The 26,446-nt window shown below is 59.1% G+C and carries 17 protein-coding genes, 2 tRNA genes and 3 rRNA genes; 16 read left to right on the top strand and 6 right to left on the bottom strand.

Translation table 11 applies throughout. The features are described from left to right. Positions 1-126: 126 nt before the first annotated feature. The 5 genes from C4K27_RS21440 to rrf all read left to right on the top strand — a co-directional run bounded on the left by C4K27_RS21440 (position 127) and on the right by rrf (position 5,294). Positions 127-1,663: ribosomal RNA gene (locus C4K27_RS21440) — 16S ribosomal RNA — on the top strand. Positions 1,664-1,728: 65 nt separating this feature from the next. Continuing rightward, positions 1,729-1,805 (top strand) — tRNA-Ile (locus C4K27_RS21435). Positions 1,806-1,831: 26 nt separating this feature from the next. Further along, positions 1,832-1,907: transfer RNA gene (locus tag C4K27_RS21430), tRNA-Ala, on the top strand. Between the two features lie 240 nt (positions 1,908-2,147). Beyond that, positions 2,148-5,039: ribosomal RNA gene (locus C4K27_RS21425) — 23S ribosomal RNA — on the top strand. A 139-nt stretch (positions 5,040-5,178) separates the two neighbouring features. After that, a 5S ribosomal RNA gene (gene rrf / locus C4K27_RS21420) occupies positions 5,179-5,294 on the top strand. Together the 16S, 23S and 5S rRNA genes with 2 tRNA genes alongside form the textbook arrangement of a ribosomal RNA operon. A gap of 133 nt (positions 5,295-5,427) precedes the next feature. On the opposite strand, the gene C4K27_RS21415 is transcribed toward rrf, so the two are convergent. Both C4K27_RS21415 and C4K27_RS21410 read right to left on the bottom strand, forming a co-directional pair. After that, positions 5,428-6,432: a zinc-binding dehydrogenase gene (locus C4K27_RS21415; protein WP_053262071.1), complete on the bottom strand. Its 1,005-nt coding sequence runs from the start codon at positions 6,430-6,432 to the stop codon at positions 5,428-5,430. Continuing rightward, positions 6,422-7,354 carry a TIGR03571 family LLM class oxidoreductase gene (locus C4K27_RS21410; protein WP_053262070.1) on the bottom strand — a complete coding sequence of 311 codons (933 nt, stop codon included), beginning with the start codon at positions 7,352-7,354 and terminating at the stop codon, positions 6,422-6,424. Before C4K27_RS21410 ends, C4K27_RS21415 begins: the two co-directional genes overlap by 11 nt. Positions 7,355-7,597: 243 nt before the next feature. On the opposite strand from C4K27_RS21410, the gene mrdA reads away from it, so the two are divergent. Further along, entirely contained in the window at positions 7,598-9,490 is a 1,893-nt protein-coding gene (mrdA, locus tag C4K27_RS21405) for a penicillin-binding protein 2 (protein WP_053262069.1), read from the top strand. Position 9,491: 1 nt separating this feature from the next. Here the strand turns inward: mrdA and C4K27_RS21400 are convergent, their stop codons facing one another. Then, positions 9,492-10,478, bottom strand: coding sequence for a LysR family transcriptional regulator (locus C4K27_RS21400; protein ID WP_009044872.1), 987 nt, complete (start codon positions 10,476-10,478; stop codon positions 9,492-9,494). Between the two features lie 155 nt (positions 10,479-10,633). On the opposite strand from C4K27_RS21400, the gene C4K27_RS21395 reads away from it, so the two are divergent. From C4K27_RS21395 to C4K27_RS21385, 3 genes are read left to right on the top strand one after another with little or no spacing between them, the layout of a single operon-like run. Then, entirely contained in the window at positions 10,634-11,935 is a 1,302-nt protein-coding gene (locus C4K27_RS21395) for an MFS transporter (protein ID WP_053262068.1), read from the top strand. After that, a complete protein-coding gene (locus C4K27_RS21390) occupies positions 11,932-12,687 on the top strand; it encodes a class II aldolase/adducin family protein (RefSeq protein WP_053262067.1) in 756 nt (251 codons plus the stop codon). Before C4K27_RS21395 ends, C4K27_RS21390 begins: the two co-directional genes overlap by 4 nt. Continuing rightward, positions 12,684-13,613, top strand: a complete 930-nt coding sequence (locus tag C4K27_RS21385) for a 2-hydroxyacid dehydrogenase (RefSeq protein WP_053262066.1) — start codon at positions 12,684-12,686, stop codon at positions 13,611-13,613. The genes C4K27_RS21390 and C4K27_RS21385 overlap by 4 nt, the downstream gene beginning before the upstream one ends. Here the strand turns inward: C4K27_RS21385 and C4K27_RS21380 are convergent. Then, positions 13,607-14,542 carry a LysR family transcriptional regulator gene (locus C4K27_RS21380; protein WP_053262065.1) on the bottom strand — a complete coding sequence of 312 codons (936 nt, stop codon included), beginning with the start codon at positions 14,540-14,542 and terminating at the stop codon, positions 13,607-13,609. The genes C4K27_RS21385 and C4K27_RS21380 overlap by 7 nt on opposite strands. Positions 14,543-14,724: 182 nt before the next feature. Between C4K27_RS21380 and C4K27_RS21375 the strand changes: the two genes are divergently transcribed. From C4K27_RS21375 to C4K27_RS21345, 7 genes are all read left to right on the top strand, one after another. Then, positions 14,725-16,029 (top strand): MFS transporter, encoded by a 1,305-nt coding sequence (locus tag C4K27_RS21375; protein WP_053262064.1) that lies wholly within the window; start codon positions 14,725-14,727, stop codon positions 16,027-16,029. Between the two features lie 28 nt (positions 16,030-16,057). Continuing rightward, on the top strand, positions 16,058-17,287 hold the full coding sequence (locus C4K27_RS21370) for a Zn-dependent hydrolase (protein WP_053262063.1): 1,230 nt from the start codon (positions 16,058-16,060) through the stop codon (positions 17,285-17,287). A 10-nt stretch (positions 17,288-17,297) separates the two neighbouring features. After that, a complete protein-coding gene (locus tag C4K27_RS21365) occupies positions 17,298-18,323 on the top strand; it encodes a histone deacetylase family protein (protein WP_053262062.1) in 1,026 nt (341 codons plus the stop codon). Positions 18,324-18,825: 502 nt separating this feature from the next. Then, on the top strand, positions 18,826-20,883 hold the full coding sequence (locus C4K27_RS21360; RefSeq protein ID WP_053262061.1) for a type VI secretion system Vgr family protein: 2,058 nt from the start codon (positions 18,826-18,828) through the stop codon (positions 20,881-20,883). A gap of 54 nt (positions 20,884-20,937) precedes the next feature. Further along, positions 20,938-23,487, top strand: coding sequence for a DUF8812 domain-containing protein (locus C4K27_RS31525; RefSeq protein ID WP_238437618.1), 2,550 nt, complete (start codon positions 20,938-20,940; stop codon positions 23,485-23,487). Beyond that, complete coding sequence (locus C4K27_RS21350; protein WP_053262060.1) at positions 23,487-23,894, top strand: lysozyme inhibitor LprI family protein; 408 nt, start codon at positions 23,487-23,489, stop codon at positions 23,892-23,894. Before C4K27_RS31525 ends, C4K27_RS21350 begins: the two co-directional genes overlap by 1 nt. Positions 23,895-24,126: 232 nt before the next feature. After that, positions 24,127-24,444 carry a hypothetical protein gene (locus tag C4K27_RS21345; protein ID WP_238437617.1) on the top strand — a complete coding sequence of 106 codons (318 nt, stop codon included), beginning with the start codon at positions 24,127-24,129 and terminating at the stop codon, positions 24,442-24,444. 43 nt (positions 24,445-24,487) lie between these two features. On the opposite strand, the gene C4K27_RS21340 is transcribed toward C4K27_RS21345, so the two are convergent. Both C4K27_RS21340 and C4K27_RS21335 read right to left on the bottom strand, forming a co-directional pair. Beyond that, the gene (locus C4K27_RS21340; protein WP_053262059.1) at positions 24,488-25,693 is read right to left on the bottom strand and encodes a hypothetical protein; all 1,206 of its coding nucleotides are present in this window, start codon (positions 25,691-25,693) and stop codon (positions 24,488-24,490) included. After that, entirely contained in the window at positions 25,694-26,107 is a 414-nt protein-coding gene (locus C4K27_RS21335) for a hypothetical protein (RefSeq protein WP_125738093.1), read from the bottom strand. Between the last annotated feature and the right edge of the window lie 339 nt (positions 26,108-26,446).

Here is a 26,446-nt window from a genome sequence, read left to right as displayed (position 1 = left end):
TGCTTGTGGAGTCAGACTGATAGTCAGAAAGATTATCAGCATCACAAGTTACTCCGCGAGAAATCAAAGATGTAACCAACGATTGCTGAGCCAAGTTTAGGGTTTTCTCAAAACCCAAAGATGTTTGAACTGAAGAGTTTGATCATGGCTCAGATTGAACGCTGGCGGCAGGCCTAACACATGCAAGTCGAGCGGTAGAGAGGTGCTTGCACCTCTTGAGAGCGGCGGACGGGTGAGTAATGCCTAGGAATCTGCCTGGTAGTGGGGGATAACGTTCGGAAACGGACGCTAATACCGCATACGTCCTACGGGAGAAAGCAGGGGACCTTCGGGCCTTGCGCTATCAGATGAGCCTAGGTCGGATTAGCTAGTTGGTGAGGTAATGGCTCACCAAGGCGACGATCCGTAACTGGTCTGAGAGGATGATCAGTCACACTGGAACTGAGACACGGTCCAGACTCCTACGGGAGGCAGCAGTGGGGAATATTGGACAATGGGCGAAAGCCTGATCCAGCCATGCCGCGTGTGTGAAGAAGGTCTTCGGATTGTAAAGCACTTTAAGTTGGGAGGAAGGGTACTTACCTAATACGTGAGTATTTTGACGTTACCGACAGAATAAGCACCGGCTAACTCTGTGCCAGCAGCCGCGGTAATACAGAGGGTGCAAGCGTTAATCGGAATTACTGGGCGTAAAGCGCGCGTAGGTGGTTCGTTAAGTTGGATGTGAAATCCCCGGGCTCAACCTGGGAACTGCATCCAAAACTGGCGAGCTAGAGTATGGTAGAGGGTGGTGGAATTTCCTGTGTAGCGGTGAAATGCGTAGATATAGGAAGGAACACCAGTGGCGAAGGCGACCACCTGGACTGATACTGACACTGAGGTGCGAAAGCGTGGGGAGCAAACAGGATTAGATACCCTGGTAGTCCACGCCGTAAACGATGTCAACTAGCCGTTGGGAGCCTTGAGCTCTTAGTGGCGCAGCTAACGCATTAAGTTGACCGCCTGGGGAGTACGGCCGCAAGGTTAAAACTCAAATGAATTGACGGGGGCCCGCACAAGCGGTGGAGCATGTGGTTTAATTCGAAGCAACGCGAAGAACCTTACCAGGCCTTGACATCCAATGAACTTTCCAGAGATGGATTGGTGCCTTCGGGAACATTGAGACAGGTGCTGCATGGCTGTCGTCAGCTCGTGTCGTGAGATGTTGGGTTAAGTCCCGTAACGAGCGCAACCCTTGTCCTTAGTTACCAGCACGTAATGGTGGGCACTCTAAGGAGACTGCCGGTGACAAACCGGAGGAAGGTGGGGATGACGTCAAGTCATCATGGCCCTTACGGCCTGGGCTACACACGTGCTACAATGGTCGGTACAGAGGGTTGCCAAGCCGCGAGGTGGAGCTAATCCCACAAAACCGATCGTAGTCCGGATCGCAGTCTGCAACTCGACTGCGTGAAGTCGGAATCGCTAGTAATCGCGAATCAGAATGTCGCGGTGAATACGTTCCCGGGCCTTGTACACACCGCCCGTCACACCATGGGAGTGGGTTGCACCAGAAGTAGCTAGTCTAACCTTCGGGAGGACGGTTACCACGGTGTGATTCATGACTGGGGTGAAGTCGTAACAAGGTAGCCGTAGGGGAACCTGCGGCTGGATCACCTCCTTAATCGACGACATCAGCTGCTTCATAAGCTCCCACACGAATTGCTTGATTCATTGAAGAAGACGATTGGGTCTGTAGCTCAGTTGGTTAGAGCGCACCCCTGATAAGGGTGAGGTCGGCAGTTCGAATCTGCCCAGACCCACCAATTACTGGTGCACCCTGTAGCGATACGGGGCCATAGCTCAGCTGGGAGAGCGCCTGCCTTGCACGCAGGAGGTCAGCGGTTCGATCCCGCTTGGCTCCACCATTACAGATTGGTGTCCATCGTTTAAAGCTTAGAAATGAGCATTCCATCAAGTTGATGGTGAATGTTGATTTCTGATCTTTATCAGAATCGTTCTTTAAAAATTTGGGTATGTGATAGAAAGATAGACTGGATAGCACTTTCACTGGTGTTTATTCAGGCTAAGGTAAAATTTGTGAGTTTAATCGCGAATTTTCGGCGAATGTCGTCTTCACAGTATAACCAGATTGCTTGGGGTTATATGGTCAAGTGAAGAAGCGCATACGGTGGATGCCTTGGCAGTCAGAGGCGATGAAAGACGTGGTAGCCTGCGAAAAGCTTCGGGGAGTCGGCAAACAGACTTTGATCCGGAGATGTCTGAATGGGGGAACCCAGCCATCATAAGATGGTTATCTTGTACTGAATACATAGGTGCAAGAGGCGAACCAGGGGAACTGAAACATCTAAGTACCCTGAGGAAAAGAAATCAACCGAGATTCCCTTAGTAGTGGCGAGCGAACGGGGACTAGCCCTTAAGTGGCTTTGAGATTAGCGGAACGCTCTGGAAAGTGCGGCCATAGTGGGTGATAGCCCTGTACGCGAAAATCTCTTAGTCATGAAATCGAGTAGGACGGAGCACGAGAAACTTTGTCTGAATATGGGGGGACCATCCTCCAAGGCTAAATACTACTGACTGACCGATAGTGAACTAGTACCGTGAGGGAAAGGCGAAAAGAACCCCGGAGAGGGGAGTGAAATAGATCCTGAAACCGTATGCGTACAAGCAGTGGGAGCAGACTTTGTTCTGTGACTGCGTACCTTTTGTATAATGGGTCAGCGACTTATATTCAGTGGCGAGCTTAACCGAATAGGGGAGGCGTAGCGAAAGCGAGTCTTAATAGGGCGTTTAGTCGCTGGGTATAGACCCGAAACCGGGCGATCTATCCATGGGCAGGTTGAAGGTTAGGTAACACTGACTGGAGGACCGAACCGACTACCGTTGAAAAGTTAGCGGATGACCTGTGGATCGGAGTGAAAGGCTAATCAAGCTCGGAGATAGCTGGTTCTCCTCGAAAGCTATTTAGGTAGCGCCTCATGTATCACTGTAGGGGGTAGAGCACTGTTTCGGCTAGGGGGTCATCCCGACTTACCAAACCGATGCAAACTCCGAATACCTACAAGTGCCGAGCATGGGAGACACACGGCGGGTGCTAACGTCCGTCGTGAAAAGGGAAACAACCCAGACCGTCAGCTAAGGTCCCAAAGTTATGGTTAAGTGGGAAACGATGTGGGAAGGCTTAGACAGCTAGGAGGTTGGCTTAGAAGCAGCCACCCTTTAAAGAAAGCGTAATAGCTCACTAGTCGAGTCGGCCTGCGCGGAAGATGTAACGGGGCTCAAACCATACACCGAAGCTACGGGTATCACGTAAGTGATGCGGTAGAGGAGCGTTCTGTAAGCCTGTGAAGGTGAGTTGAGAAGCTTGCTGGAGGTATCAGAAGTGCGAATGCTGACATGAGTAACGACAATGGGTGTGAAAAACACCCACGCCGAAAGACCAAGGTTTCCTGCGCAACGTTAATCGACGCAGGGTTAGTCGGTCCCTAAGGCGAGGCTGAAAAGCGTAGTCGATGGAAAACAGGTTAATATTCCTGTACTTCTAGTTATTGCGATGGAGGGACGGAGAAGGCTAGGCCAGCTTGGCGTTGGTTGTCCAAGTTTAAGGTGGTAGGCTGGAATCTTAGGTAAATCCGGGATTCTAAGGCCGAGAGCTGATGACGAGTTACCTTTTAGGTGACGAAGTGGTTGATGCCATGCTTCCAAGAAAAGCTTCTAAGCTTCAGATAACTAGGAACCGTACCCCAAACCGACACAGGTGGTTGGGTAGAGAATACCAAGGCGCTTGAGAGAACTCGGGTGAAGGAACTAGGCAAAATGGCACCGTAACTTCGGGAGAAGGTGCGCCGGTGAGGGTGAAGGACTTGCTCCGTAAGCCCATGCCGGTCGAAGATACCAGGCCGCTGCGACTGTTTATTAAAAACACAGCACTCTGCAAACACGAAAGTGGACGTATAGGGTGTGACGCCTGCCCGGTGCCGGAAGGTTAATTGATGGGGTTAGCTAACGCGAAGCTCTTGATCGAAGCCCCGGTAAACGGCGGCCGTAACTATAACGGTCCTAAGGTAGCGAAATTCCTTGTCGGGTAAGTTCCGACCTGCACGAATGGCGTAACGATGGCGGCGCTGTCTCCACCCGAGACTCAGTGAAATTGAAATCGCTGTGAAGATGCAGTGTATCCGCGGCTAGACGGAAAGACCCCGTGAACCTTTACTATAGCTTTGCACTGGACTTTGAATTTGCTTGTGTAGGATAGGTGGGAGGCTTTGAAGCGTGGACGCCAGTTCGCGTGGAGCCATCCTTGAAATACCACCCTGGCAACTTTGAGGTTCTAACTCAGGTCCGTTATCCGGATCGAGGACAGTGTATGGTGGGTAGTTTGACTGGGGCGGTCTCCTCCTAAAGAGTAACGGAGGAGTACGAAGGTGCGCTCAGACCGGTCGGAAATCGGTCGTAGAGTATAAAGGCAAAAGCGCGCTTGACTGCGAGACAGACACGTCGAGCAGGTACGAAAGTAGGTCTTAGTGATCCGGTGGTTCTGTATGGAAGGGCCATCGCTCAACGGATAAAAGGTACTCCGGGGATAACAGGCTGATACCGCCCAAGAGTTCATATCGACGGCGGTGTTTGGCACCTCGATGTCGGCTCATCACATCCTGGGGCTGAAGCCGGTCCCAAGGGTATGGCTGTTCGCCATTTAAAGTGGTACGCGAGCTGGGTTTAGAACGTCGTGAGACAGTTCGGTCCCTATCTGCCGTGGACGTTTGAGATTTGAGAGGGGCTGCTCCTAGTACGAGAGGACCGGAGTGGACGAACCTCTGGTGTTCCGGTTGTCACGCCAGTGGCATTGCCGGGTAGCTATGTTCGGAAAAGATAACCGCTGAAAGCATCTAAGCGGGAAACTTGCCTCAAGATGAGATCTCACTGGAACCTTGAGTTCCCTAAAGGGCCGTCGAAGACTACGACGTTGATAGGTTGGGTGTGTAAGCGCTGTGAGGCGTTGAGCTAACCAATACTAATTGCCCGTGAGGCTTGACCATATAACACCCAAGCAATTTGCGCTTAACAGCCAGATTGCGGTGTGTGAAGACGAAACGAACCGAAAGTTCGAGAAAATACACAAACTATCGCATACCCAATTTGCTGAAGCGTCGAAAGACGACTCGGCACACCGAATTTCTTGACGACCATAGAGCATTGGAACCACCTGATCCCATCCCGAACTCAGCAGTGAAACGATGCATCGCCGATGGTAGTGTGGGGTTTCCCCATGTGAGAGTAGGTCATCGTCAAGATTAAATTCCGAAACCCCAATTGCGAAAGCAATTGGGGTTTTGTTTTTGCGTGCAGAAAAGCGATTTCCAGCCACGGGAGAGAAGCGCGCTTCGACTCAAGACTGTCTCAAGCCGAAGGCATCCTTAATCTGCGTTAACGCACCAGGCTGCTGTGTCTTAGCCGGGCTACCCATTTGCCATGCTGCTCGCCACTTTTCAACGCCAACAGTTTCTGTGGCAGTTGATGGAAGTCGAATTCAATCAGCGGTGCAGATTGCAACCGTCCTGATACGGCATGGCTCATCAGTTGTTCGGCGTACAGACGCAATTGTTGCCAGTCGGCCCGGCTGCCGTAAGCGTGAATACTGTTGAGGGCCACCTCGTGGAGTGAGATCGCGGTGCTGAACGCCGGCAATGGCGCCGTCTCCTGACGATCCTGAATGCACACCAGGTGCCCGTTGTAACCCAGCAGTGCTGCCAGGCTGCGCGCCTGAGCCCCGCTGACGGTATCGAACAGCGCATGCAGACAACGCTCCCCCAGCCGCGATTGCAGCTCGGTTTGCCAGGTGTCTGCCCGATAATCGAAAACCCCGACCGCGCCTTGCGCCAGCAACCGCGCATGGTGCTGGGCAGACGCCGTCGCCCACACTCGCAAACCGCGTTGCACCGCCAATTGGACCAGCAACGAACCCACCGCGCCTCCGGCCCCCACCACCAGCACATCACGCGCACCCACAACGGGGACCTTATCCAGCGCCTGCAAGGCGGTCAAGCCGGGGCAGGGCAGGCTGGCGGCAACTGCGTCATCCAGTGACTCAGGAACCGGCAGCGTCGCATTGGCATCGAGCAGGCAATACTCGGCGAAGCTGCCATCACGGCTCAACGACTGGTGATAAGCCACCCGCGTACCGATCTTCAGCGTCACCGCGGACCCCGCGGCCACCACCACGCCAACGCCATCGACACCAGGCACGCGGCCGGTATGCCAATCGGCATGTCCCCACTCGATGATCTTCCAGTCCACCGGGTTAAGGGCGATCGCGGTATTGGCGATCAGCACTTCATTCGCTCCCGGTTGCGGCAATGTCTTGCGGATCAGTTGAAGGCCTTCCAGGCCGGCTCCTGCAGTCCAGCCCCAGGCGTTGTATTCAGTTGGCATGGTGAAACCTCGGCAGTACGAATTCGGCAATTTCCTCGATGGCCTCGGCCACCGGGCGTTCACTGCGGCGCAGATGCAGGCCGACATGCTGCACGCCTGCCTCACGCAGGGCCTGCAGTTCCTCGATCAGTGCCAGGCGCCCACAGCGGCCACCAAAGCGCAGGCGCTGCATGGGTGCATGCGGGTCAGCGGCAAGGTCCAGGTGGACGAAACTGATATAGGGTTTGTCGCCACCGACCTCACGCCAGAGCGCGACGCGTCGGCGATGTTCGTCCGGGGTGCCCGGGTAGGCGAGCCAGCCGTCCATGTGTTCACCGATCCAGGCCGGCGATTGCTGGCCCAGCCCGGCCACCAGCAGCGGTGCGGCTTCAGGAGGCTGTGGCAGCAGATGCGCACCCTCGGGTAAACGATCCTGTCCCTGGCTGTGCAACAGCTCGACAGCATCGCGAAAGAGCTCTCCGCGCTGGGCGTAATCGACACCGAACAGCGGATACTCCATCGGCCGGTCACCACTGGCGACCCCCAGCAGCAAGCGACCATCGCTCAACTCGTCGATGCTGTTGGCGGCCTTGAGGGTCAGCCACGGCTGACGCAACGGCAGGACCACCGCGGCGGTTCCGAGCATGATGTTCTGCGTGATGCCGGCCAGATAGCCGAGGTAGGAAAAGGTTTCGAAGATCTGAGCGGCATCGCCGAAATTCGGGTCGTACACCGGTACGTCACGTACCCATAGCGCGCGAAAGCCGGCCTGGTCCGCCAGGCGGGCGAGGGTTGCGTGCTGCTTGAGGTCCGGCACGCCGAAGGGGCGACCTTCGATCTGGCGCAGGCGTTGGCCATTGCTGGACCAGTCGTTATCGAGCGGCAGTTCCAGGCCGACGGAAAAGTTGTTCCTGCCAAGCAGGCGTTGAAAACGAGGATGCATGAAGGGCTCCGGCGTCTCGCCCGTGGCAAGACGGTCATAGGGATCACAGCGCAGCAGTATCCCCAGGCCCGGCCCACAGAAAAATGCATGAATCGGAACAACAATCTTGAGCGGGCATCACTAATCGGCCGAATTCTTCATGAAAGCGCCGGGACGGTTTTTGGTATGGTGCAGCTCGTTTTTCAAGGGACCGACATTCACCCGCACGGATCAGCGTTCACTATTCCACGAGAAGCTGTAGCAATGCCTGAACCGATACCGATCAAGGACCACGAAAAAGAGACGCGGCTGGTTAACAAAAGACTGTTGGCCTGCGCGCTCCTGGTGGTCGCCATCACCTGCACCCTGATCGGGCGCCTGTACTTCCTGCAGGTGGTCGAATTCGACTATCACTCGACCATCTCCGAAAACAATCGGGTGCACGTGCTGCCCATCACCCCGACTCGCGGCCTGATCTACGACCGCAACGGCGTGCTGCTGGCCGACAACCGTCCCAGCTTCAACCTGACCATCACCCGCGAGCGCACCACCGATCTGAAAGGCGAGCTGGACCAGGTGGTCAGCCTGCTGCACCTGCCCGCTGAAGACCGTGCGCTGTTCGACAAGGCGCTGAGGCAGTCACGCCACCCGTTCGTGCCGGTCACCCTGTTCTATGAGCTGACCGAAGAGCAGATCGCCGTGCTGGCGGTCAACGAGTACCGCTTGCCGGGGCTGGAGGTCGAGGCCCAGTTCGTGCGGCACTATCCGATGGGCGCGCACTTCGCCCATTCAATCGGCTATGTCGGGCGCATCAACGAGAAGGAAGCCAAGGTCCTGGACTCGGTGGAGTACCGCGGCACCCAGTCGATCGGCAAGACCGGGATCGAGCGCTTCTACGAGTCTGAACTGCATGGTCATGTCGGCTACGAAGAGGTGGAAACCAACGCCCAGGGCCGGGTCATGCGGGTGCTCAAGCACACCGATCCGATCCCTGGGAAAAACATCGTGCTCAGCCTCGACGTGAAGTTGCAGGAGGCGGCCGAGGCGGCCCTGGGCGACCGTCGCGGATCGGTGGTGGCCCTCGATCCGCAGACCGGCGAAGTGCTGGCCATGGTCAGCAAGCCGAGCTTCGACCCGAACCTGTTCGTCACCGGCATCAGCTTCAAGGAGTACAGCGCGTTACGCGACTCCATCGACCGGCCGCTGTTCAACCGGGTGCTGCGCGGCCTGTATGCGCCGGGTTCGACCATCAAGCCGGAGGTGGCGATCGCCGGGCTGGACTCCGGGGTGGTCAACGCCTCGACCCGAGTGTTCGATCCGGGTTACTACCAACTGCCGGATGTCGACCACAAATACCGTAACTGGAACCACAGCGGCGACGGCTGGGTGGACCTGGACGCGGCGATCATGCGTTCCAACGACACCTACTTCTACGACCTGGCGCACAAGCTCGGTATCGATCGCCTGCACGATTACCTGGCGATGTTCGGCCTGGGCGAGAAAGTCTCCCTGGACATGTTCGAGGAGGCGTCGGGACTGATGCCGTCCCAGGCCTGGAAGCGCGCCACCCGGCGTCAGCCGTGGTTCCCCGGCGAGACGGTGATTCTCGGCATTGGCCAAGGATATATGCAGGTCACGCCGCTGCAGCTGGCCCAGGCGACGGCGCTGATCGCCAACAAGGGCGTGTGGAATCGCCCTCATCTGGCCAAGACCGTCGATGGCGTGGCGCCGGTGGACGAACACCCGATGCCGAACATCCGGCTCAAGGACCCGGTCGACTGGGACCTGGTCAGCCACGGCATGCAGATGGTGATGCACGCGCCTCGGGGCACCGCGCGCGACGCGGCGGCCGGCGCGCAATACCGCATCGCCGGCAAGAGCGGTACGGCGCAGGTGGTGGCGATCAAGCAGGGCGAGCGTTACGACCGTCTCAAGACCCGCGAGCGCCATCGTGACAATGCCTTGTTCGTCGGCTTCGCGCCGGCCGAGCACCCGCAGATCGTGGTGGCGGTGATGATCGAGAACGGCGAGGCCGGCGGCCGGGTCGCGGGCCCCGTGGTCCGTCAGGTCATGGATGCCTGGCTGCTCGATCAGCAAGGCCACCTGAAGCCGCAGTACGCCAGCCCTGGCAAGGGGCCGGACGTTCCCCACGCCTGAGTCACTTGAACATCAGGCTGTCCGGCACCTGCTCACGAATACTGAGCATGTGCTGGATGCTGTCCAGGAACAGGGTTTCGGCCTGGCTCATTTTCTGTTCCCGGTGCCACAGCAGCTGGATATCGAAATCCACCACGCCCTCGTCCGGCGGCAAACGCCAGAGCAGCCCTTGCTCGACATCCCGCCTGACCAGATGAATCGGCAGGCAGCCGATACCGAATCCCGCGCAGATCAGGCGGTAAATCTCCTCGAAACTGGTGGAGGAGGCGACGATCTTGCCAGTAAAGCCCTGCTGGTCGCGAAACAGTGTCAGCGGTGACAGGTTGCCCCCCAACTGGTCGCTGGTGAAGCTGACGAAGTTCTCGTTGGCCAGTTGTTGCAGGCTCAGGTCCTGCTGGCCGAACAGCCGGTGGCGCTGGCCGCAGAAGTAGGCATACCGCTCGCGAAACAGCACCCGCTGTTCCAGCCTGGGTTGTGGCAGGCGGCACAGCCCGACCCCCAGGGTCGCGGTCTTTTGCAGCAGTGAACTGATGATGTCCGAGCTGCCCATCACCTCGACTTCCAGCTCGATTTTCGGGTGGGCCTCATGAAAATCGGCGAGGAACTCGTCGTAATGCGGCGCTTGCACGCCGCTGACGGTAAGGATGCGGATCTTGCCCACCACGTCGTCGTTGCGGCTCTCCAGCACCGTGCCCAGGCGCGAGATATCGCCGTAGATATCGGTGGCGATGCGCAGCACTTCCTCCCCGGTTTCCGTCAGCTCGAAGCGCCGGCCGCTGCGCGCGATCAACACGCAATCGAGCTGTTCCTCCAGGCGCTTGAGGGCCTGGCTGACCGCCGACTGGGTGATGTGCAGGCGCGCGGCGGCGCGGCTCATGCTGCCTTCCTGGCCGATCACCAGGTAGGTGCGCAGCAGGTTCCAGTCCAGGCGATCGTTGAGGAAACGCCGACCGACCCAGGGGTTGGAGGTGGAGAGCGGTGCGGGCATGGCGGCTCCATGTAGTAGCAGTGCTAATAGCAAAGATAAGAATTTGAAAATTGACTAATCCTGGCATGACGGCGATAAAGCCCACAAGCGCCAGAGAGCGCCGCGTGATCAGCCTTCCGCACCTGCCCAAAACTACAAATACACAGGGTCCTTGCATGCACAGCACTCCTCAGCCGCGCCGAGCCGCGGCGGCGGCCTTTATCGGCACGACCATCGAGTTCTACGATTTCTACATCTACGCCACGGCCGCGGCCCTGGTCCTCGGCCAGGTGTTCTTTCCCAGCAGCGATCCGGTGATGAGCACCCTGGCAGCCTTCGGCAGCTTCGCCGTGGGCTTCATCGCCCGGCCTATGGCCGGCATGGTGTTCGGCCACCTCGGCGATCGCCTCGGGCGCAAGAAAATGCTGCTGGTGACCATGGCGCTGATGGGCCTGGCCACCACCGGCATCGGCCTGCTGCCCAGCTACGCCAGCGTCGGCATCTGGGCGCCCATCAGCCTGATCGTGCTGCGCATCATCCAGGGCATTTCCGTGGGTGGCGAGTGGGGCGGGGCGGTGCTGATGGCCAGCGAACATGCCCCGGCCAAACGCAAGACCTTCTACGCCTCCTTCGCCCAGCTCGGCAGCCCGGCCGGCCTGCTGCTGGCGTTGATCGCCTTCCGCCTGGTGACCAGCCTGGACCAGCAGGACTTCCTCGAGTGGGGTTGGCGCCTGCCGTTCCTCGCCAGTGGCGTGCTGATGATGTTCGGTCTGATGATCCGCTCTGGCGTGCATGAGTCGCCGGAGTTCGCCAAGGCCCGGGACAACAACGAAACCGCCCAGTACCCGGTCATGGAAGTGCTGCGCAGCTGCTGGAAGCAGATCCTGTTCGCCGCCGCCGCGGTGACCATCGGTTCGGCCGGCTTCTTCTTCACCAACACCTTCATGATCACCTACGTGACCCAGTACCAGGGCATTTCCCGGGCGACCATTCTCGATTGCCTGTTCCTGGTGACGATCATCCAGCTGCTGTCCCAGCCGATCTCCGCGCTGCTGGCCGAGCGTATCGGCGAAGGACGTTTCCTCAAGTGGGTGGCGCTGCTGTGCATGGCCACGCCGTACCCGATGTTCCTGTTGGTCGGCACCCAGAACATTGTGCTGATGACCCTTGGCATCGCCCTGGCGGTGGTGATTCTCTCGGCGCTGTACGCGGTGATCGCTGGCTACATGACCCAGGCCTTCCCGGTGCACCTGCGCTACTCGGGGATCTCCATCGCCTACCAACTGGCCTGCGCGGTCGCCGGTGGCAGCACGCCGCTGATCGGCACCCTGCTGGCCAGCCAGTTTTCCGGACAGTGGCTGCCGCTGGCGATGTTCTTCAGCCTACTGTCGGCCCTGTCATTGATCGGCGTCTGCGGCCTGGCCCGGTTGCGCGCCAACCCGACTGTCCACCACGTTCCTAAAGAGGTGTATTCGTGAGCAAACCCGAACACATGAGCCCGACTGAATGGCAGGCCCGCTGCGAGCTGGCGGCCCTGTATCGACTGGTCGCGCACTTTCGCATGACCGACCTGATCGACACCCACATCACCCTGCGCATTCCAGGGCCCGAGCATCATTTTTTGATCAACCGCTACGGGGTGATCTTCGACCGTATGCGTGCCAGCGACCTGGTGCGCATCGACCAGGAGGGGCGCATCGTCGACCCGCACTACGCCGGGCACCGGGTCAACGCCGCCGGCTTCGTCATCCACTCGGCGATCCACATGGCGCGCCCGGACCTCAACTGCGTGATCCACACCCACACCGCCGCCGGCATCGCAGTGGCCGCGCAGAAACAGGGGCTGTTGCCCATCAGCCAGCACGCGCTGAAGTTCTACGGCAAGCTGGCGTACCACACCTATGAAGGCATTGCCCTGTCCCTGGACGAGCGCGAGCGCCTGATCGCCGACCTTGGCCCGCACAAGGCGATGATCCTGCGTAACCACGGCCTGCTGGTGGGCGGTGCCAGCGTCGCCCAGGCGTTCCAGGAGATCCATTTTCTCGAGCGTGCCTGCCAGGCCCAGGTCCAGGCGCTGGCTGGCGGTTGCGAACTGAACTACCCGTCGCCGCAGGTCTGCGCCCACACCGCCGAACAGTTCGAGCGCGACGACGCCGACCACATCATCGAGCTGGCCTGGGAGGCCGCCCTGACCTTGATCGAGTCCCAGCGCGAGTCCTATCTGTCATGAGCATCGTGGTGCTGCTGTCCCGCGACAGCCTGTTGCTCAAGCAATTGCAGGCCGCCTTCGCCCGCTGCGCGCCACAGGTCCAGGCGGTGCTGGCCGACGATCCGCGTGCCGCTCAGGCGCAGGTCGCCGCTTGCTGGTTTCCCCCCGCCGGCAGCCTGGGGCGCTTGCCCAGCCTGCAAGTGATTCATTCGGTGGCGGCGGGCATCGACCACCTGGAACACGACCCTTCGTGCCCGGACCTGCCGGTGTGCCGGGTGGTGGACCCGGGCCACCGCCAGGGCATGACCGAGTACCTGCGCTGGGCGGTGATCCACTATCACCGCGGCTTCGACCGGGTGCTGGAGCAGCAGCGCGAGCGGCACTGGGAGCGGCCGCTGCAACGGCCGGCGCGGCAGTTCAAGGTCGGGGTCATGGGCCTGGGTTCCCTGGGCAGCGCCATCGCCCTCGACCTGGCCGCCGCCGGCTACGACGTGCGCGGCTGGGCCCGCAGCGCCAAGCGCCTGGCGGGGGTACACACCTTCGTCGGGCCGGGGCAGTTGGAGCCCTTTCTCGATGAAGTGGAACTGCTGATCAACCTGCTGCCCCTGACCGCCGAGACCCGCGGCATTCTCGGGCGCGACAGCTTTGCCCGGCTGGCCCGCGGCGCGGCGCTGGTCAATGTCGGGCGCGGCGGCCACCTCAACCTCGACGACTTGCAGCAGGCCCTGGCCAGCGGCCAACTGCGTGGCGCCTTGCTCGACGTGTTCGAACAGGAGCCGCTGCCGACCGATGATCCGTTGTGGAGCACCCCCGGGGTCACCATTACTCCGCACATGGCCTCGGCGGCCTCCCACGATTGCATCGCCGAGCAGGTGGCGGACAACCTGCGGCGCCTGCAAGCCGGCGAAACGCTGTTGAACGAGGTGGACAGGGCCCAGGGTTACTGAGCGCCCAGGCAGGCCTGCAAGGCCTCGATAAAGACCGTCTCGGCGCGGCTCATGCGTTGTTCGCGGTTCCACAGCAGATGGATGTCGACGTCGGCGATGCCTTCGTCGGGCGGCAGGCGCCACAGCAGCCCGGCGTCGACGTCGGCCGCCACCACATGCTCGGGCAGGCAGCCGATGCCGTAGCCGGCGATCACCAGGCGCCGCACTTCCTCCAGGCTCGGCGACGAGGCGACGATGCGCCCGCTGAAACCCTGCTGGTCGCGAAAGATGGTCAGCGGCGAGAGCATGCCGCCGATCTGGTCGCTGGTGAAGCTGACAAAATTCTCCCGCTGCAAATCGCCTTCGGACACGTTCTGCTGACCGAACAGCCCATGGTGCTTGCCGCAGAAAAACGCATAGCGCTGGCGCAGGAACAGCCGCTGTTCCAGGCGCGGCTGGGGCCGGCGGTTGAGGCTCAGGCCTAGGGTCGCGGTTTTTTCCTGCAGGGCGCTGACGATGTCCGAGCTGCGCAGCACCTCGATCTCCAGGTCGACCCGCGGATGCTGGCGGTGGAAGTCGGCGAGGAAATCATCGAAACGCGCGGAAAAGATCCGGCTGATCATCAGCAGGCGCACCTTGCCGATCACCTCGTCGGCCGGCTGCTCCAGCACGCCGCTGACCTGGGACATCTGCCCGTAGATCTCGCCGGCCAGGTGGAAGATCTGCTCGCCGACTTCGGTCAGGGCAAAACGTGGCCCGCGCCGGGCGATCAACTGGCGGCCCAGTTGTTCCTCCAGGCGCTTGAGGGCCTGGCTCACCGCCGGCTGGGTCAGGTGCAGGCGGGCGGCCGCGCGGCTGATGCTCAGCTCCTGGCCGATCACCCGAAAGGTGCGTAGCAGGTTCCAGTCCAGGCGGTCGTTGAGCAGGCGGTCGGGCAGGCGGTTGGACATGGCGCGGGGCTCTGGGTCGAAGGACAGGGCTGATAATAAGCAGCGGTAATAATTAGCATAATAAATAGAAAATTGACTAATTATAGTCTCGCGACGATAAATCCCTCCCAGACAGGCGCCGCCAGAGCGCCTCTGCATTCCCGTTCTCTCCTGCCAGAAAAATAATCAAAGGAGCACGATCCATGAAGCCTTCAGCTTCGCCCCAGCCGCGCCGTGCGGCGGCCGCCGCCTTTATCGGCACCATGATCGAGTGGTACGACTTCTACATTTACGCCACCGCCGCGGCGCTGGTGTTCGGCGCCTTGTTTTTCCCCTCCGACGACAAACTGTTCAGCACCATGGCGGCCTTCGGCACCTTCGCCGTGGGCTTCTTCGCCCGGCCATTGGGCGGCATCGTGTTCGGCCATATCGGCGATCGCATCGGGCGCAAAAAATCCCTGGTGATCACCCTGCTGATGATGGGCGTGGTCACGGTGTGCATCGGCCTGCTGCCGACTTATGCACAGATCGGCGCGGCGGCGCCGGTGCTGCTGATCCTGCTGCGCATCGTCCAGGGCATCGCCGTCGGTGGCGAGTGGGGCGGGGCGGTGTTGATGGCCGGCGAGCATGCGCCCAAGGGCCGGCGCACCTTCTTCGCTTCCTTTGCGCAGTTGGGCAGCCCGGCGGGGTTGATCCTGTCACTGCTGGCCTTCAGCGCGGTCACCCGCCTGCCCGAAGAAGACCTGATGAGCTGGGGCTGGCGCCTGCCGTTCCTCGCCAGCGCGCTGTTGCTGGTGGTGGGCCTGGCGATTCGCCTGGGGGTCAATGAGTCGCCGGAATTCCTCGCCAGCCGCGAGCAGGCGCACAAGAGTCTGCGCAAGGAACAGGCGCCAGTGATGGAGGTGCTGCACAGCGCCTGGCGCCCGCTGCTGCTGTGCATCGGCGCCAACACCTTAGGCATCGCCGGGGTGTATTTCACCAACACCTTCATGATCGCCTACAGCACCCAGCAACTGGGGTTGCCGCGCTCGCTGATCCTGGAATGCCTGTTCGTGGTGGCGATCATCCAGTTCTGCATCCAGCCCCTGGCGGCCTGGACCGCCGAGAAGATCGGCGCCACGCGCTTCCTGTGCCTGGTGTCGTTGCTGGCCATGGCCTCGCCCTACCCGATGTTCGTGCTGGTGAGCAGCGGCCAGGCGCCACTGATCATCCTCGGCATCGCCCTGGCGGTGGTGTGCATGGCGTCTTTCTATGCGGTGATCGCCGGCTACGTCAGCGGCATGTTCGAGACCCGCGTGCGCTACACCGCGATCTCCCTGGCCTATCAGATCTGCGGCGCCGTGGCCGGTGGCCTGACGCCGCTGATCGGCACCTGGCTGGCCCATCAATTCGCCGGCCAGTGGTGGCCGATGGCGCTGTTCTACAGCCTGATCGCGACCATTTCGCTGCTCTGCGTGCTGGCCCTGGCCCGTCGCCATGCAGCCGTCCACCGCCTGGAAATGGCTTGAGTGTTTATCGAATCCGGAGAACCGAAGCATGTTGAAGATCAACGGTGAACGCCTGTGGGCGAGCCTGATGGCCATGGCCGAAATCGGTGCGACCGCCCGTGGCGGCAGCTGCCGTCTGGCCCTGAGCGAGGACGACCAGGCCGGGCGCGAACTGTTCGCCCGCTGGTGCCTGGAGGCTGGCATGAGCCTGAGCGTCGACCCCATTGGCAACCTGTTTGCTCGTCGTCCGGGCAGCGACCCCGACGCCGCCCCGGTGATGATGGGCAGCCACCTCGACACCCAGCCCGAAGGCGGGCGCTTCGATGGTGTGTACGGCGTGCTCGCCGGCCTGGAGGTGGTGCGCCGCCTCAACGATCTGCGGATCCAGACCCGCAAGCCGCTGGAGGTGGCGGTGTGGACCAACGAGGAGGGCGCGCGTTTCACCCCGGCCATGTTCGGCTCGGCGGTGTTCACCGGGATCATGGACCTGGAGAGCGCCCTGGCGGTGCGCGACGCCGACGGCATCAGCGTCGCCGAGGCCCTGCAGGCCACCGGCTACGCCGGTACGCGGCCACTGGGCGGGGCGGTGGATGCCTACTTCGAGGCGCATATCGAACAGGGGCCGATCCTTGAAGACAACGCCAAGAGCATCGGCGTGGTCAGCGGCGGCCAGGCGATCCGCTGGCTCGATGTGCAGGTCGAAGGTATGGCGGCCCACGCCGGCACCACACCGATGCCGCTGCGCAAGGATGCGCTCTACGGCGCCGCGCAGATGATCCTGGCGATCGAAACCCTGGCCACGGATTTTGCCCCCGAGGGCCTGACCACCGTCGGCGAGCTGAGCATCGCCAAGTCTTCGCGCAACACCATTCCCGGCCTGTTGCAGTTCACCGTCGATCTGCGGCACCACCGCGACAGCGCCATCGCCGCCATGGAGCAGGAAGTACGCGCGCGGCTTGCTGCCATCGCCGGACAACGCCAGCTGAAGGTGACCATCAGCCCGCACTGGATCAGCCCGGCCACGCCCTTCGATGCCGACTGCGTGGCGGCCGTGCAACAGGCGGTGGACGGCCTGGGCTACGCTCAGCAATCAATCGTCAGCGGCGCCGGCCATGACGCAATTCACCTGGCGCGGTTCTGCCCCACGGCCATGGTCTTCATCCCGTGCGTTGGCGGCCTGAGCCACAACGAAGCCGAAGACGTATTGCCCGAGGACGTGCGCCAGGGTACCGACGTATTGCTCAACGCTGTGCTGGCCCGCGCCGGCCAAGTCGAATAAGGAGAAGGTCATGCGCAGTTTTTTCCACCCCGAACAGCTGCTGCACCATCCGCGCAGCTATTACTCCCGCGGCCAGATGCGCACCCCGCAAGAAGTGCCCGAGCGCGCCCAGCGCCTGGTCCAGGCCGCGCACTCCCTGGGTTTTGACGTGCAACAACCAGAGGACGCCGGCCTGCAACCGCTGCTGGCGGTGCACGGCGCGGCGTACCTGCAATTCCTCAAGGAAGCCCACCAGCGCTGGAAGGAGATTCCCGAGGACTGGGGCGACGAGGTGATGTCGAACATCTTCGTCCGCGAGCCCAACGCCCTGCACGGCATCCTCGCCCAGGCCGCGCGTTACCTGGCCGATGGCAGCTGCCCGGTGGGCGAACTGACTTGGCGTTCGGCCTACTGGTCGGCGCAAAGCGCGATTGCCGGCGCCCGCGCCTTGCTCGACGGCGAACCGGCGGCCTACGCCCTGTGCCGCCCGCCGGGCCATCACGCCCGGGCCGAAGCCGCCGGCGGTTTCTGCTACCTGAACAACGCAGCGATCGCCGCCCAGGTACTGCGCGAAAAATTCGCCCGGGTCGCGGTGCTGGACACCGACATGCACCACGGCCAGGGCATCCAGGAAATCTTCTACGAACGCGACGACGTGCTGTACGTCTCGGTGCACGGCGACCCGACCAACTTCTACCCGGGCGTCGCCGGTTTCGCCGACGAGCGCGGCAGCGGTGCGGGGCAGGGCTACAACCTCAACCTGCCAATGGCCCACGGCGCCAGCGAAGCCGAATTCCTCGCCCAGCTGGAAACCGCCCTGGCGGCGGTGAAAAGCTTCGACGCGCAAGTGCTGGTGCTGTCCCTGGGCTTCGACATCTACGAACTCGACCCGCAAAGCAAAGTGGCAGTAACCCGCGCAGGTTTCGCCCGCCTCGGCGAACGCATCCGCAGCCTCGGCCTGCCGTGCCTGATCGTGCAAGAAGGCGGCTACCATCTGGAAAGCCTGGAAGACAACGCACGGGCGTTTTTTGCCGAGGCGGGGGCCTGGCAGCTCTGAGCACGATGTCTGTCAGATCGCATCGCGGGCAATCAAGCGTCGACCGGCCGTTCCTACAGAAGGGTGATCGCCGCGCTTCTGTGGGAGCGAGGTTTGCCCGTGTTAAACGTCAACGATAACGCGCTGCTTCTGCCTGCCCCTCATGCCAAAGCCCCTGAATCCAGAGATCCAGGGGCTTTTTAATACCTGCAACAGGCTGTCGCAGAGGATGTTGAAAGAGGCCTCAAACGCTTACAGACGAACCGCCTCCGACCCTTGCATCACCTTGCCCTGGGCAACATCCAGCAAGGCCAGTCATTCGCTGAAAAAACTGACGTCTTCTTCCAATTCTTTCCAAGGGGTTTAGGACGTTTCCTAGATTAATGCCCTGGGTGACTTGCTAGCCTGGCTCGGCTGTTTAGCTTGGTCGCATCTGGATGTAACCAGGCCAAAAACGAGTTGCGCTGACATTAAGTCGGCGCACAAAAGCTCGCGCTATGTCGCAGTCAAAAGGAACAAAGGAATGTTCAACAACGCCAACGAAACTCACTTCAGCCTGAGCATTGAAGGCTTCCAGAGCGACTTGCAGGTGCTGTCTTTCAAGGGGATCGAAGGCATCAGCCAGCCGTTCCGTTTCGATCTGGAGCTGGTCAGCGAGAACCCCGACCTGGACCTGGAAACCCTGCTGCACAAGCAGGCTTTTCTCGCCTTTGATCCGGCTGCTCTTAACGGCGGGGGCTCGGGTATCCACGGGCAGATCTACCGCGTGGCCCAGGGCGATGCCGGCAAGCGCCTGACCCGCTACAAGGTGTCGCTGGTGCCGCAGCTGGCTTATCTCGAGCACCGCACCAACCAGCGCATCTATCAGCAGCTGTCGGCGCCGAAGATCATCGCGTTGATCCTCGAAGAGCACGGCATCCAGGGCAACGCCTACCGGTTCCAGCTCGGCACCCCGTGCCCGGAGCGCGACTACTGCGTGCAGTACGACGAGACCGACCTGCACTTCATCCAGCGCCTGTGCGAAGAGGAAGGTCTGCATTACCACTTCCAGCACAGCCCGCAGGGCCACTTGCTGGTGTTCGGCGACGACCAGACGGTATTTCCCAAGCTCGGCCAGCCCACCGCCTATATCCAGGGCAGCGGCATGGTCGCCGACGAGCCGGTGATCAAGGGTTTCAACCTGCGCCTGGAGACCCGCACCCGCCGTACTACTCGACGCGATTACGACTTCGAGAAGCCGCGCCTGCAACTGGAGGCCGCCTATAAACCCGAGACCGACAGTGAAGAACCGGACCTGGAAGACTACGACTACCCGGGCCGCTTCACCGACCGCGCGCGCGGCAAGTTCCTCAGCCAGCGCGCCCTCGAACGCCACCGCGCCGACTACCAGCAGGCCGAAGGCTGGGGCGACCAGACGCGACTGGTCAGCGGCCACTTCCTGGAACTGTCCGAGCACCCGCGCAGTGAGTGGAACGACCTCTGGCTGCTGACCCATATCGTCCACGAAGGCAAGCAGCCGCAGGTGCTGGAAGAGTCGGTGACCAGCGACACCACCGACAACAAGGACGACTTCCACCAGGGCTACCGCAACCGCTTCCTCGCCACGCCCTGGCAGGTGTTCTACCGCCCGGCCCTGAACCACCCGAAACCCCGCGTCCTCGGCAGCCAGACCGCGGTGGTCACCGGGCCCAAGGGCGAAGAAATCCACTGCGACCAGTACGGCCGGGTGAAGGTGCAGTTCCACTGGGACCGCGAAGGCAAAGCCGACGACAAGACCAGCTGCTGGCTGCGGGTGTCCTCCAGCTGGGCCGGCGACCGCTACGGCGCCCTGGTCATCCCGCGCATCGGCATGGAAGTGCTGGTGACCTTCCTCGAAGGCGACCCCGACCAGCCGCTGATCACTGGCTGCCTGTACCACAAGGAACACCCGGTGCCTTACGCCCTGCCGGCGAACAAGACCCGCACGGTATTCAAGTCCATGAGCTCGCCGGGTGGCGCCGGCTACAACGAACTGCGCATCGAAGACAAAAAAGGCGCCGAACAGATCTTCATCCATGCCCAGCGCGACTGGGATGAAAACATCGAGCACGACCAGAAAATCCGCATCGGCCACGAACGCCACGACACGGTGGAAAAGAACACCTACACCGAACTCAAGGCCGAAGAACATCGGATCACCCACGCCGACCGCAAGACCGAAACCAAGGTCGACGACCACCTGACCGTGGGCGAAAACCAGCACATCAAACTCGGCACTGCACAACTGACCAAAGCCGGCCAGGAAATCCACCTCAAGGCCGGCGCCAAGATGGTGATCGAGGCCGGCAGCGAACTGACGATCAAGGCCGGGGGGAGCTTTATCAAGCTCTATGCCGGTGGCGTCACGGTGGTAGGGCCGGTGGTGAAGATCAATGCCGGGGGAGCGCCGGGGAGTGGGACCGGGATTGGGATCAAGCCGCCGACGTTGCCGGGGGCGGCGGATAAGGATAAGGCGGGGAGTTTGATGGATGGAGCACTGTTGAATGCACCGGAAGAACAGATCAAGCGTAGGCCGAAGCGGATGCTCAATTTCTCCGGCTAACCGACACCATCAGAGCTTCCAGTCACCAAGGATCAGGATTTCAGGTAAGTAGTTATGGCAGAGACAACAAGCAGCAAGGTTGAAAAGTGGGCATACCCTCTGAAAGCTGGAGCGTCAGAGGTCACAGATTCGATGCAGTATTACAAGGCTTTGGCCAAGGCCAAGGATGGGTATTACCCGCTTGGTTCCAATGGCTTGTGGCACGGAGGTGTTCATTTCGATGAGGACACCGGATTAGTCGCAGACAAGAGCGAAGTTCGTTGCATCGCCGATGGCGAGGTGGTCGCTTATCGAATTGATGAGAAGTACCCGACCTCGAATTACGGTTCAACGCCGTCGGTGTTCTCAACCGGTTTCGTGTTGGTAAAACATCGTCTTGAGTTGCCTGCGCCTCCCGCTCCAGCGGGCAGCCCACCACCAGCAGCCGGTCCAAGTCTGACCTTCTTCAGCCTGTACATGCATTTGCTGGACTGGGAGGGCTACAAGGCCAACCCTACGCTTAAGAGGCCTGCCTTTTGGGGTAAAGACACTTATCAAGTCAAAGCAAATGCGCCAGACAAGTCATTAGGGCTGCGAGTTCGTAGCGGCAACTCAGGACAGACCTCGGTATTGACGGTTCTACCCCGTGGCACCACGGTGAACACTAAACCTGCTCCAGCAACACAAAAGTGGCTCGAAATCGTCAGCGTGACCCCTGAAGTCGCAGCTCTGCCAGCGAATACAGGTTGGGTGTTCAAAGGTGAAATGCAGCATCTTTCCGGAGATATTTATTTTGTAGGAGAACAGGCCAAGGACACCCCTCCAGAGCAGAAAACCGGGGCGAACATCCGCAGTGCCACGGCAAGAGGGCTACCTATAGGTTTTTTACCTACAGGCACGCAAATCAAAATCAGCAATGAACAAGCTTCTGGCAAATATCGCAAGCTACGGGAAATTGTCACCGGCGAATCCATCCCTGCGTTAACACCGGGTGCAGATGGAACATTGCCTGGGTATGTCTGGCTTGACTCTCTTGAGGTAAAAAGCGAACCCAAAACCCCTGGGGTGATTGTCCCGTTGACACCGGTTCATAAAATCAAAGCCGGTGAGCTCATAGGGCATGTGGGGAAGTATCAGAACTACTCGGATGCAGCTCCGAAAAATTTACTGCACCTGGAAGTCTTTAGCTGTGAGGACATCAAGGCTTTCATCGACCAGACCAAAGAGCAGGCCGTCAGACTGCCAGCAACAGAAAAGACACTGGTCAAAATCCTGCCACACACCCCGCTGATTACTCATGTGCCGGGTATGAATGCTACCAACCCCCCCAAAGCGAACGATCCTAGCAAAGAGGTCGGTTATGGCCTGCTCATTCCTGTGAGCGTATTGGAAGCCCTGCCAGCAGAGAAAAAAATCAAAGCTCCGGTGGTGATGGATGGAGTCACTACCTATACGCAGTGGTGGCACCTGGAAGGGCTACTCGCCGATGCTCAAGGAGAGAGCATCGACGGTTGGTTTGCCGAGCCTAATACCACGTTGTACCGCCACTCGCCTTTTGAATGGGAAGGTTTCACCTTCATCGAAGAGACTGGGAGCAATGTCGATCTCTACGCGGATTTTCTGCATGCGCAAGAGAATATGACGGATGAAGAACGCAAGGCTTACCACCCAAATATCGTGACTGCCGGGGCAGGTCCGACAAAACAATCTCTCTACACCATCCTTGATCGAAATCACGACACCAAGCTTCCACCGGAAGAGATAGGAAATGCCCTGAGTAAGCCTTGGTTCGCCCAGCCGATCTCGCAGATGGTTGTCAAATATGAGAGTGAGTGGGACTACAAGGCGGAGAAGTGGGACTCATTGGATGAGTTGATAGGGCATAGCGAATCGGCTCCGCATAAGGAGTGGGTTGCCGAGAAGGCGCGGATTGATAGCCTGAGTTGGTGGGAAAAGCTTGGGATAATTGATAGTGCCGAAGTATGGCATATGCACCCTGTTGGTTTGCTGGGAGCCTTTTGCAAACTGAAGAGCTCAAGTGGAAGCTTGGGGAAGGTCACATATGATGCAGAAGGTAATGATATCCCTACGTCGCAATTTTTCAGCAGGGTAATACATTGGCCAGGTAATGCTGAGTCAGGAGTTACTTTAGGGCGAGGCTATGATATGGGGGATCGAAGTGAAAGCTCTATATATGAGCATATGGTTGCTTCGGGGGTTCCATCTGCTCAAGCTACGAAAATATCTAAAGCCCGTGGGTTAAAAGGGATCTTGGCAAGAGATTTTGTGGCGGCGAATAAACAAGATATCGGGGAGATCACGCTTGAGCAGCAAAAGGAACTTTTTGATTTGATTTATCCAGATTACGTTTCAAGAACAATAGTGGTTTACAATAGTTGGACCTCTACATTGCCAGGGCGTATAGAGTGGGAAGGATTGCGGCAGATAGTAAGAGACATACTGGTGGATTTTGTTTATCAAGGATTCACTCAAGGTCCAAACCCAATGAAGGCAGGGATGAATGATGATGTGGATGAGCTTATTAGATATATAGAAAATACCCCTGCTATAAGTCAGTATGAAGGCGGGCGGCATCGTGCTAATTATCTAAGGAATAATAGGTGATGAGAGTGTTTTTTGATTGTTTTGGGAAGTTTGCTTTGCTTTCTCTGCTTGCCATTTTGTCATCTTTTGCTATAGGAGGGGAGTGCGATAATATTACATTGAGTGCCCAGGTTGACCTGTGTGCAAAAGAAAAAAAAGACAGTGCGGATGCGAAGCTGAACGAAAGCTACAAAGATCTCATAAGTCGAGTTCGAGCCCAGTATGAAGCTAACTCTGAATTAGGTGGCTTGTATTTGGAGAAGCTTAAGGGGGCGCAGCGTGCATGGTTGAAATATCGTGATGCTAATTGTGATCTGGAGGCATTTGAAGTAGAGGTAGGGCGGCCTGCTCAGATAACGATAGTTAATAATTGCGTGGCTCGAATGAGTGAGGAGCGTACCGCTTATTTGAATGGGGTTATGAATTGATTTTTAGTAAGGGGGCAGCTTCATTTGAGGAGACGCTGAAATGCAAACGCCGGGAATAAGTGGTGGGGCGTAACTTTTTTAGAGTGTCTAATGGCAATAGTTAGCCCCATGAGTAGGCTTCAAATGTTGGAAGGTGTTGCCGTGGAGTGCGCTAGGGCTGTTATTGGTCATGGCGGGTCTTGCGGCGGTGGTCAAGCTGGGTGTTGTTTGAGGTTATTTACGAGAGCCACAAATGAGTACCCCTGAGATTGCTTTCGGGTATCTGGGTGGCGTCGTGATTCTCGGCACACTTGTCTGGATCGGTGTCGCGTTGCACATGGCTTATACCAAGCTGGATGAGCTCTTGGACCATCTGAAAAACTGTTCCGCCATCATGGCCCGCGCTCCGTTAAAACACGGCGGTCCCTGGGGGAAGCTGTTGCTGATTGGGGGTATCTCCGGGACCGTGACGTTTCCCGGGTTCCATCTCAAAAAAGGGGCGACGGAAACCATGGTGACGCCGGGCCTGGCCAATGGTGCGGCGACCTTTACGATTATTTATCCGCGATGAACGGCACACCTCCTGCCGGGAGGCCGGCAGGAGGCAGCGCGGCTCAGTCGTAGTTGCTCACATAAGCCAGGATGCCCTGGGCGCCCAGGGCGTTACCGTTGAAACGGGTCGCCTGCAGCAGCACGGCGATCTGGTTGTCGCTGGCGACGGCTTTTGGAAAGGTATTGCCGCTGTCGTTCGGGTTGATCGATGTTTCCGCCGCCAAGGGGATGAAGGCGTCATCGAACCGGTTGAAAAAGATGCCGGTATAACCGGTACTCCAGGTCACCAGGAAGTCAATGACACCGCATGCGTCCGGCATGGCACTGATATAGGGTTGGCTCGAGGCGTAGACATTGTTGTTCAGGCGAACGGGGGAGAGGGCTTGCAGTTCCTGATCGCTTTGGTACTGCTCAGCCTCAGACTGATCAGCCTTGCCGAAGACCCGGACTCGGTCGCCATAGACATAGGCGCTGGTGCCGATATAAACCAGCATGATGTTGTTGTGCACGGTGTCGAAGGTTGCATGGAACTTGCCCATGCCGGTTTGCGAGTAGCTGGTGATCAGATTGACCGGCGATTTGCCGGAGGAGGGGCTGCCCACTCGCAGGAAATTGATCTTGCTCAGGGTTTCCTGGACGCCGACGATCACCCCGTCGCCATGGTTCATCAGCACGATATTTTCGTAGGTGGAAGTGTCCAGATCGGCACCGGGATTAAACAGGGTCGGATAGACGGCAGAGGTGATCATCACCGGATAACTGGTCGGCTCGAGGGTGTCCTTGTCCAGCCAGATGCCTTGCAACTGGCGTTCGGTCACGCCGATCCAGCAGGCGAAGAGCTGGCAGTTGGCGGGGTTGTAGATGACCCTGGGGCAGACGTAATCACCGTTGGAGCCACTGATCAGGGTTTCCGTGAAGGGCGCGCCGATACCCTGGCGCTCGCTGACGCTGTATTTGCGCGCAAAGATGCGAAAGGCGCCCGGGTCGTTGCTGGCCCAGACGGCAACGAAGTCGTCGCTGCCCTGGATCGGCGTGGTGTCGACATCCTTCTGGGTCCGCTGGGTGAAGGCGGGAAGCAGATAGCTCGGGCGTAGCGTGCCATTTTTTGTCTCCAGGCGGCCATAGAGCGTGGTGTAGCCGGAAGCCTTCGGCCCTTGATAGGTGCCGACCAGGTGACCGCTGACATCGGTCTTCAGCACGCCGCGCAGGGATTCGTTGCTGCTGTCGTCATAGAAAATGTTCAAACCGTTCAACCATTTGGTATTCATTCAGGCACCTGTGACTGTTTGAGGAGTGTCTTCGGAACAGGACCAGCCGACCGTGCAGGGCAGGCTGGGGTCGTGGTACTTGCCATCGAGCCTTGACCGCAACGCCTCACCGCAACTCGGTTCCAGGGTTTGGGTATCGAGGCTGGCGAGACAGTACTTCCAGGGCCCATCGGTGCGGGCGTCGATGCAGGCGAAATAGAAGTGCTCGCCCGATGGCACCAGATTGATCAGCAGTGGCGAAGTTATAGTGGGGAAGTCCAGGGATACCGGTGCTGAAACCCTGATGCCTGTAGCTAGCTTTTCGGGAGGTCGATTTAGTGGGGCGTAGGTGACTTTTCTGGGCGGCTTGAAGTGTGCAAGCTGACGGTCTTGATAGGTCGTAGAAGTGCGGGGCAATAGTGTGTTCCGACGCATGACTTCGACCTCCTTGTCGACTCGCGTTCTGTCCGTTCGCATCCAGCAAGATCAGCGTAGTCATTATTTTCTAGTGCCCGATAATATTTTTTTATTTATTTAAAACAGTGAGATGGCCCTGAAGTTTTGAGCGGTTACAGGTTTGTCGGATAACTGACTTGGCCAGGGAAAGGGTGGTGTTACTAGGTGGCTATAAAGATAAGTGCGAGTGGTAATAGTGCGATGTTGTCTTTATAACTCCGCTAAAGAATGACCATGGCTTCTTGTAAGTATTGGCAATAAGTCATTTCAGAATATAAAGGGACTTAGTTGGCAGCCTGTCCGCATTACCTGCTTTAT

It is taken from the genome of Pseudomonas chlororaphis subsp. chlororaphis, assembly GCF_003945765.1.
GTDB lineage: Bacteria > Pseudomonadota > Gammaproteobacteria > Pseudomonadales > Pseudomonadaceae > Aquipseudomonas > Aquipseudomonas chlororaphis.
This window is presented reverse-complemented; position numbering and strand designations above follow the sequence as displayed.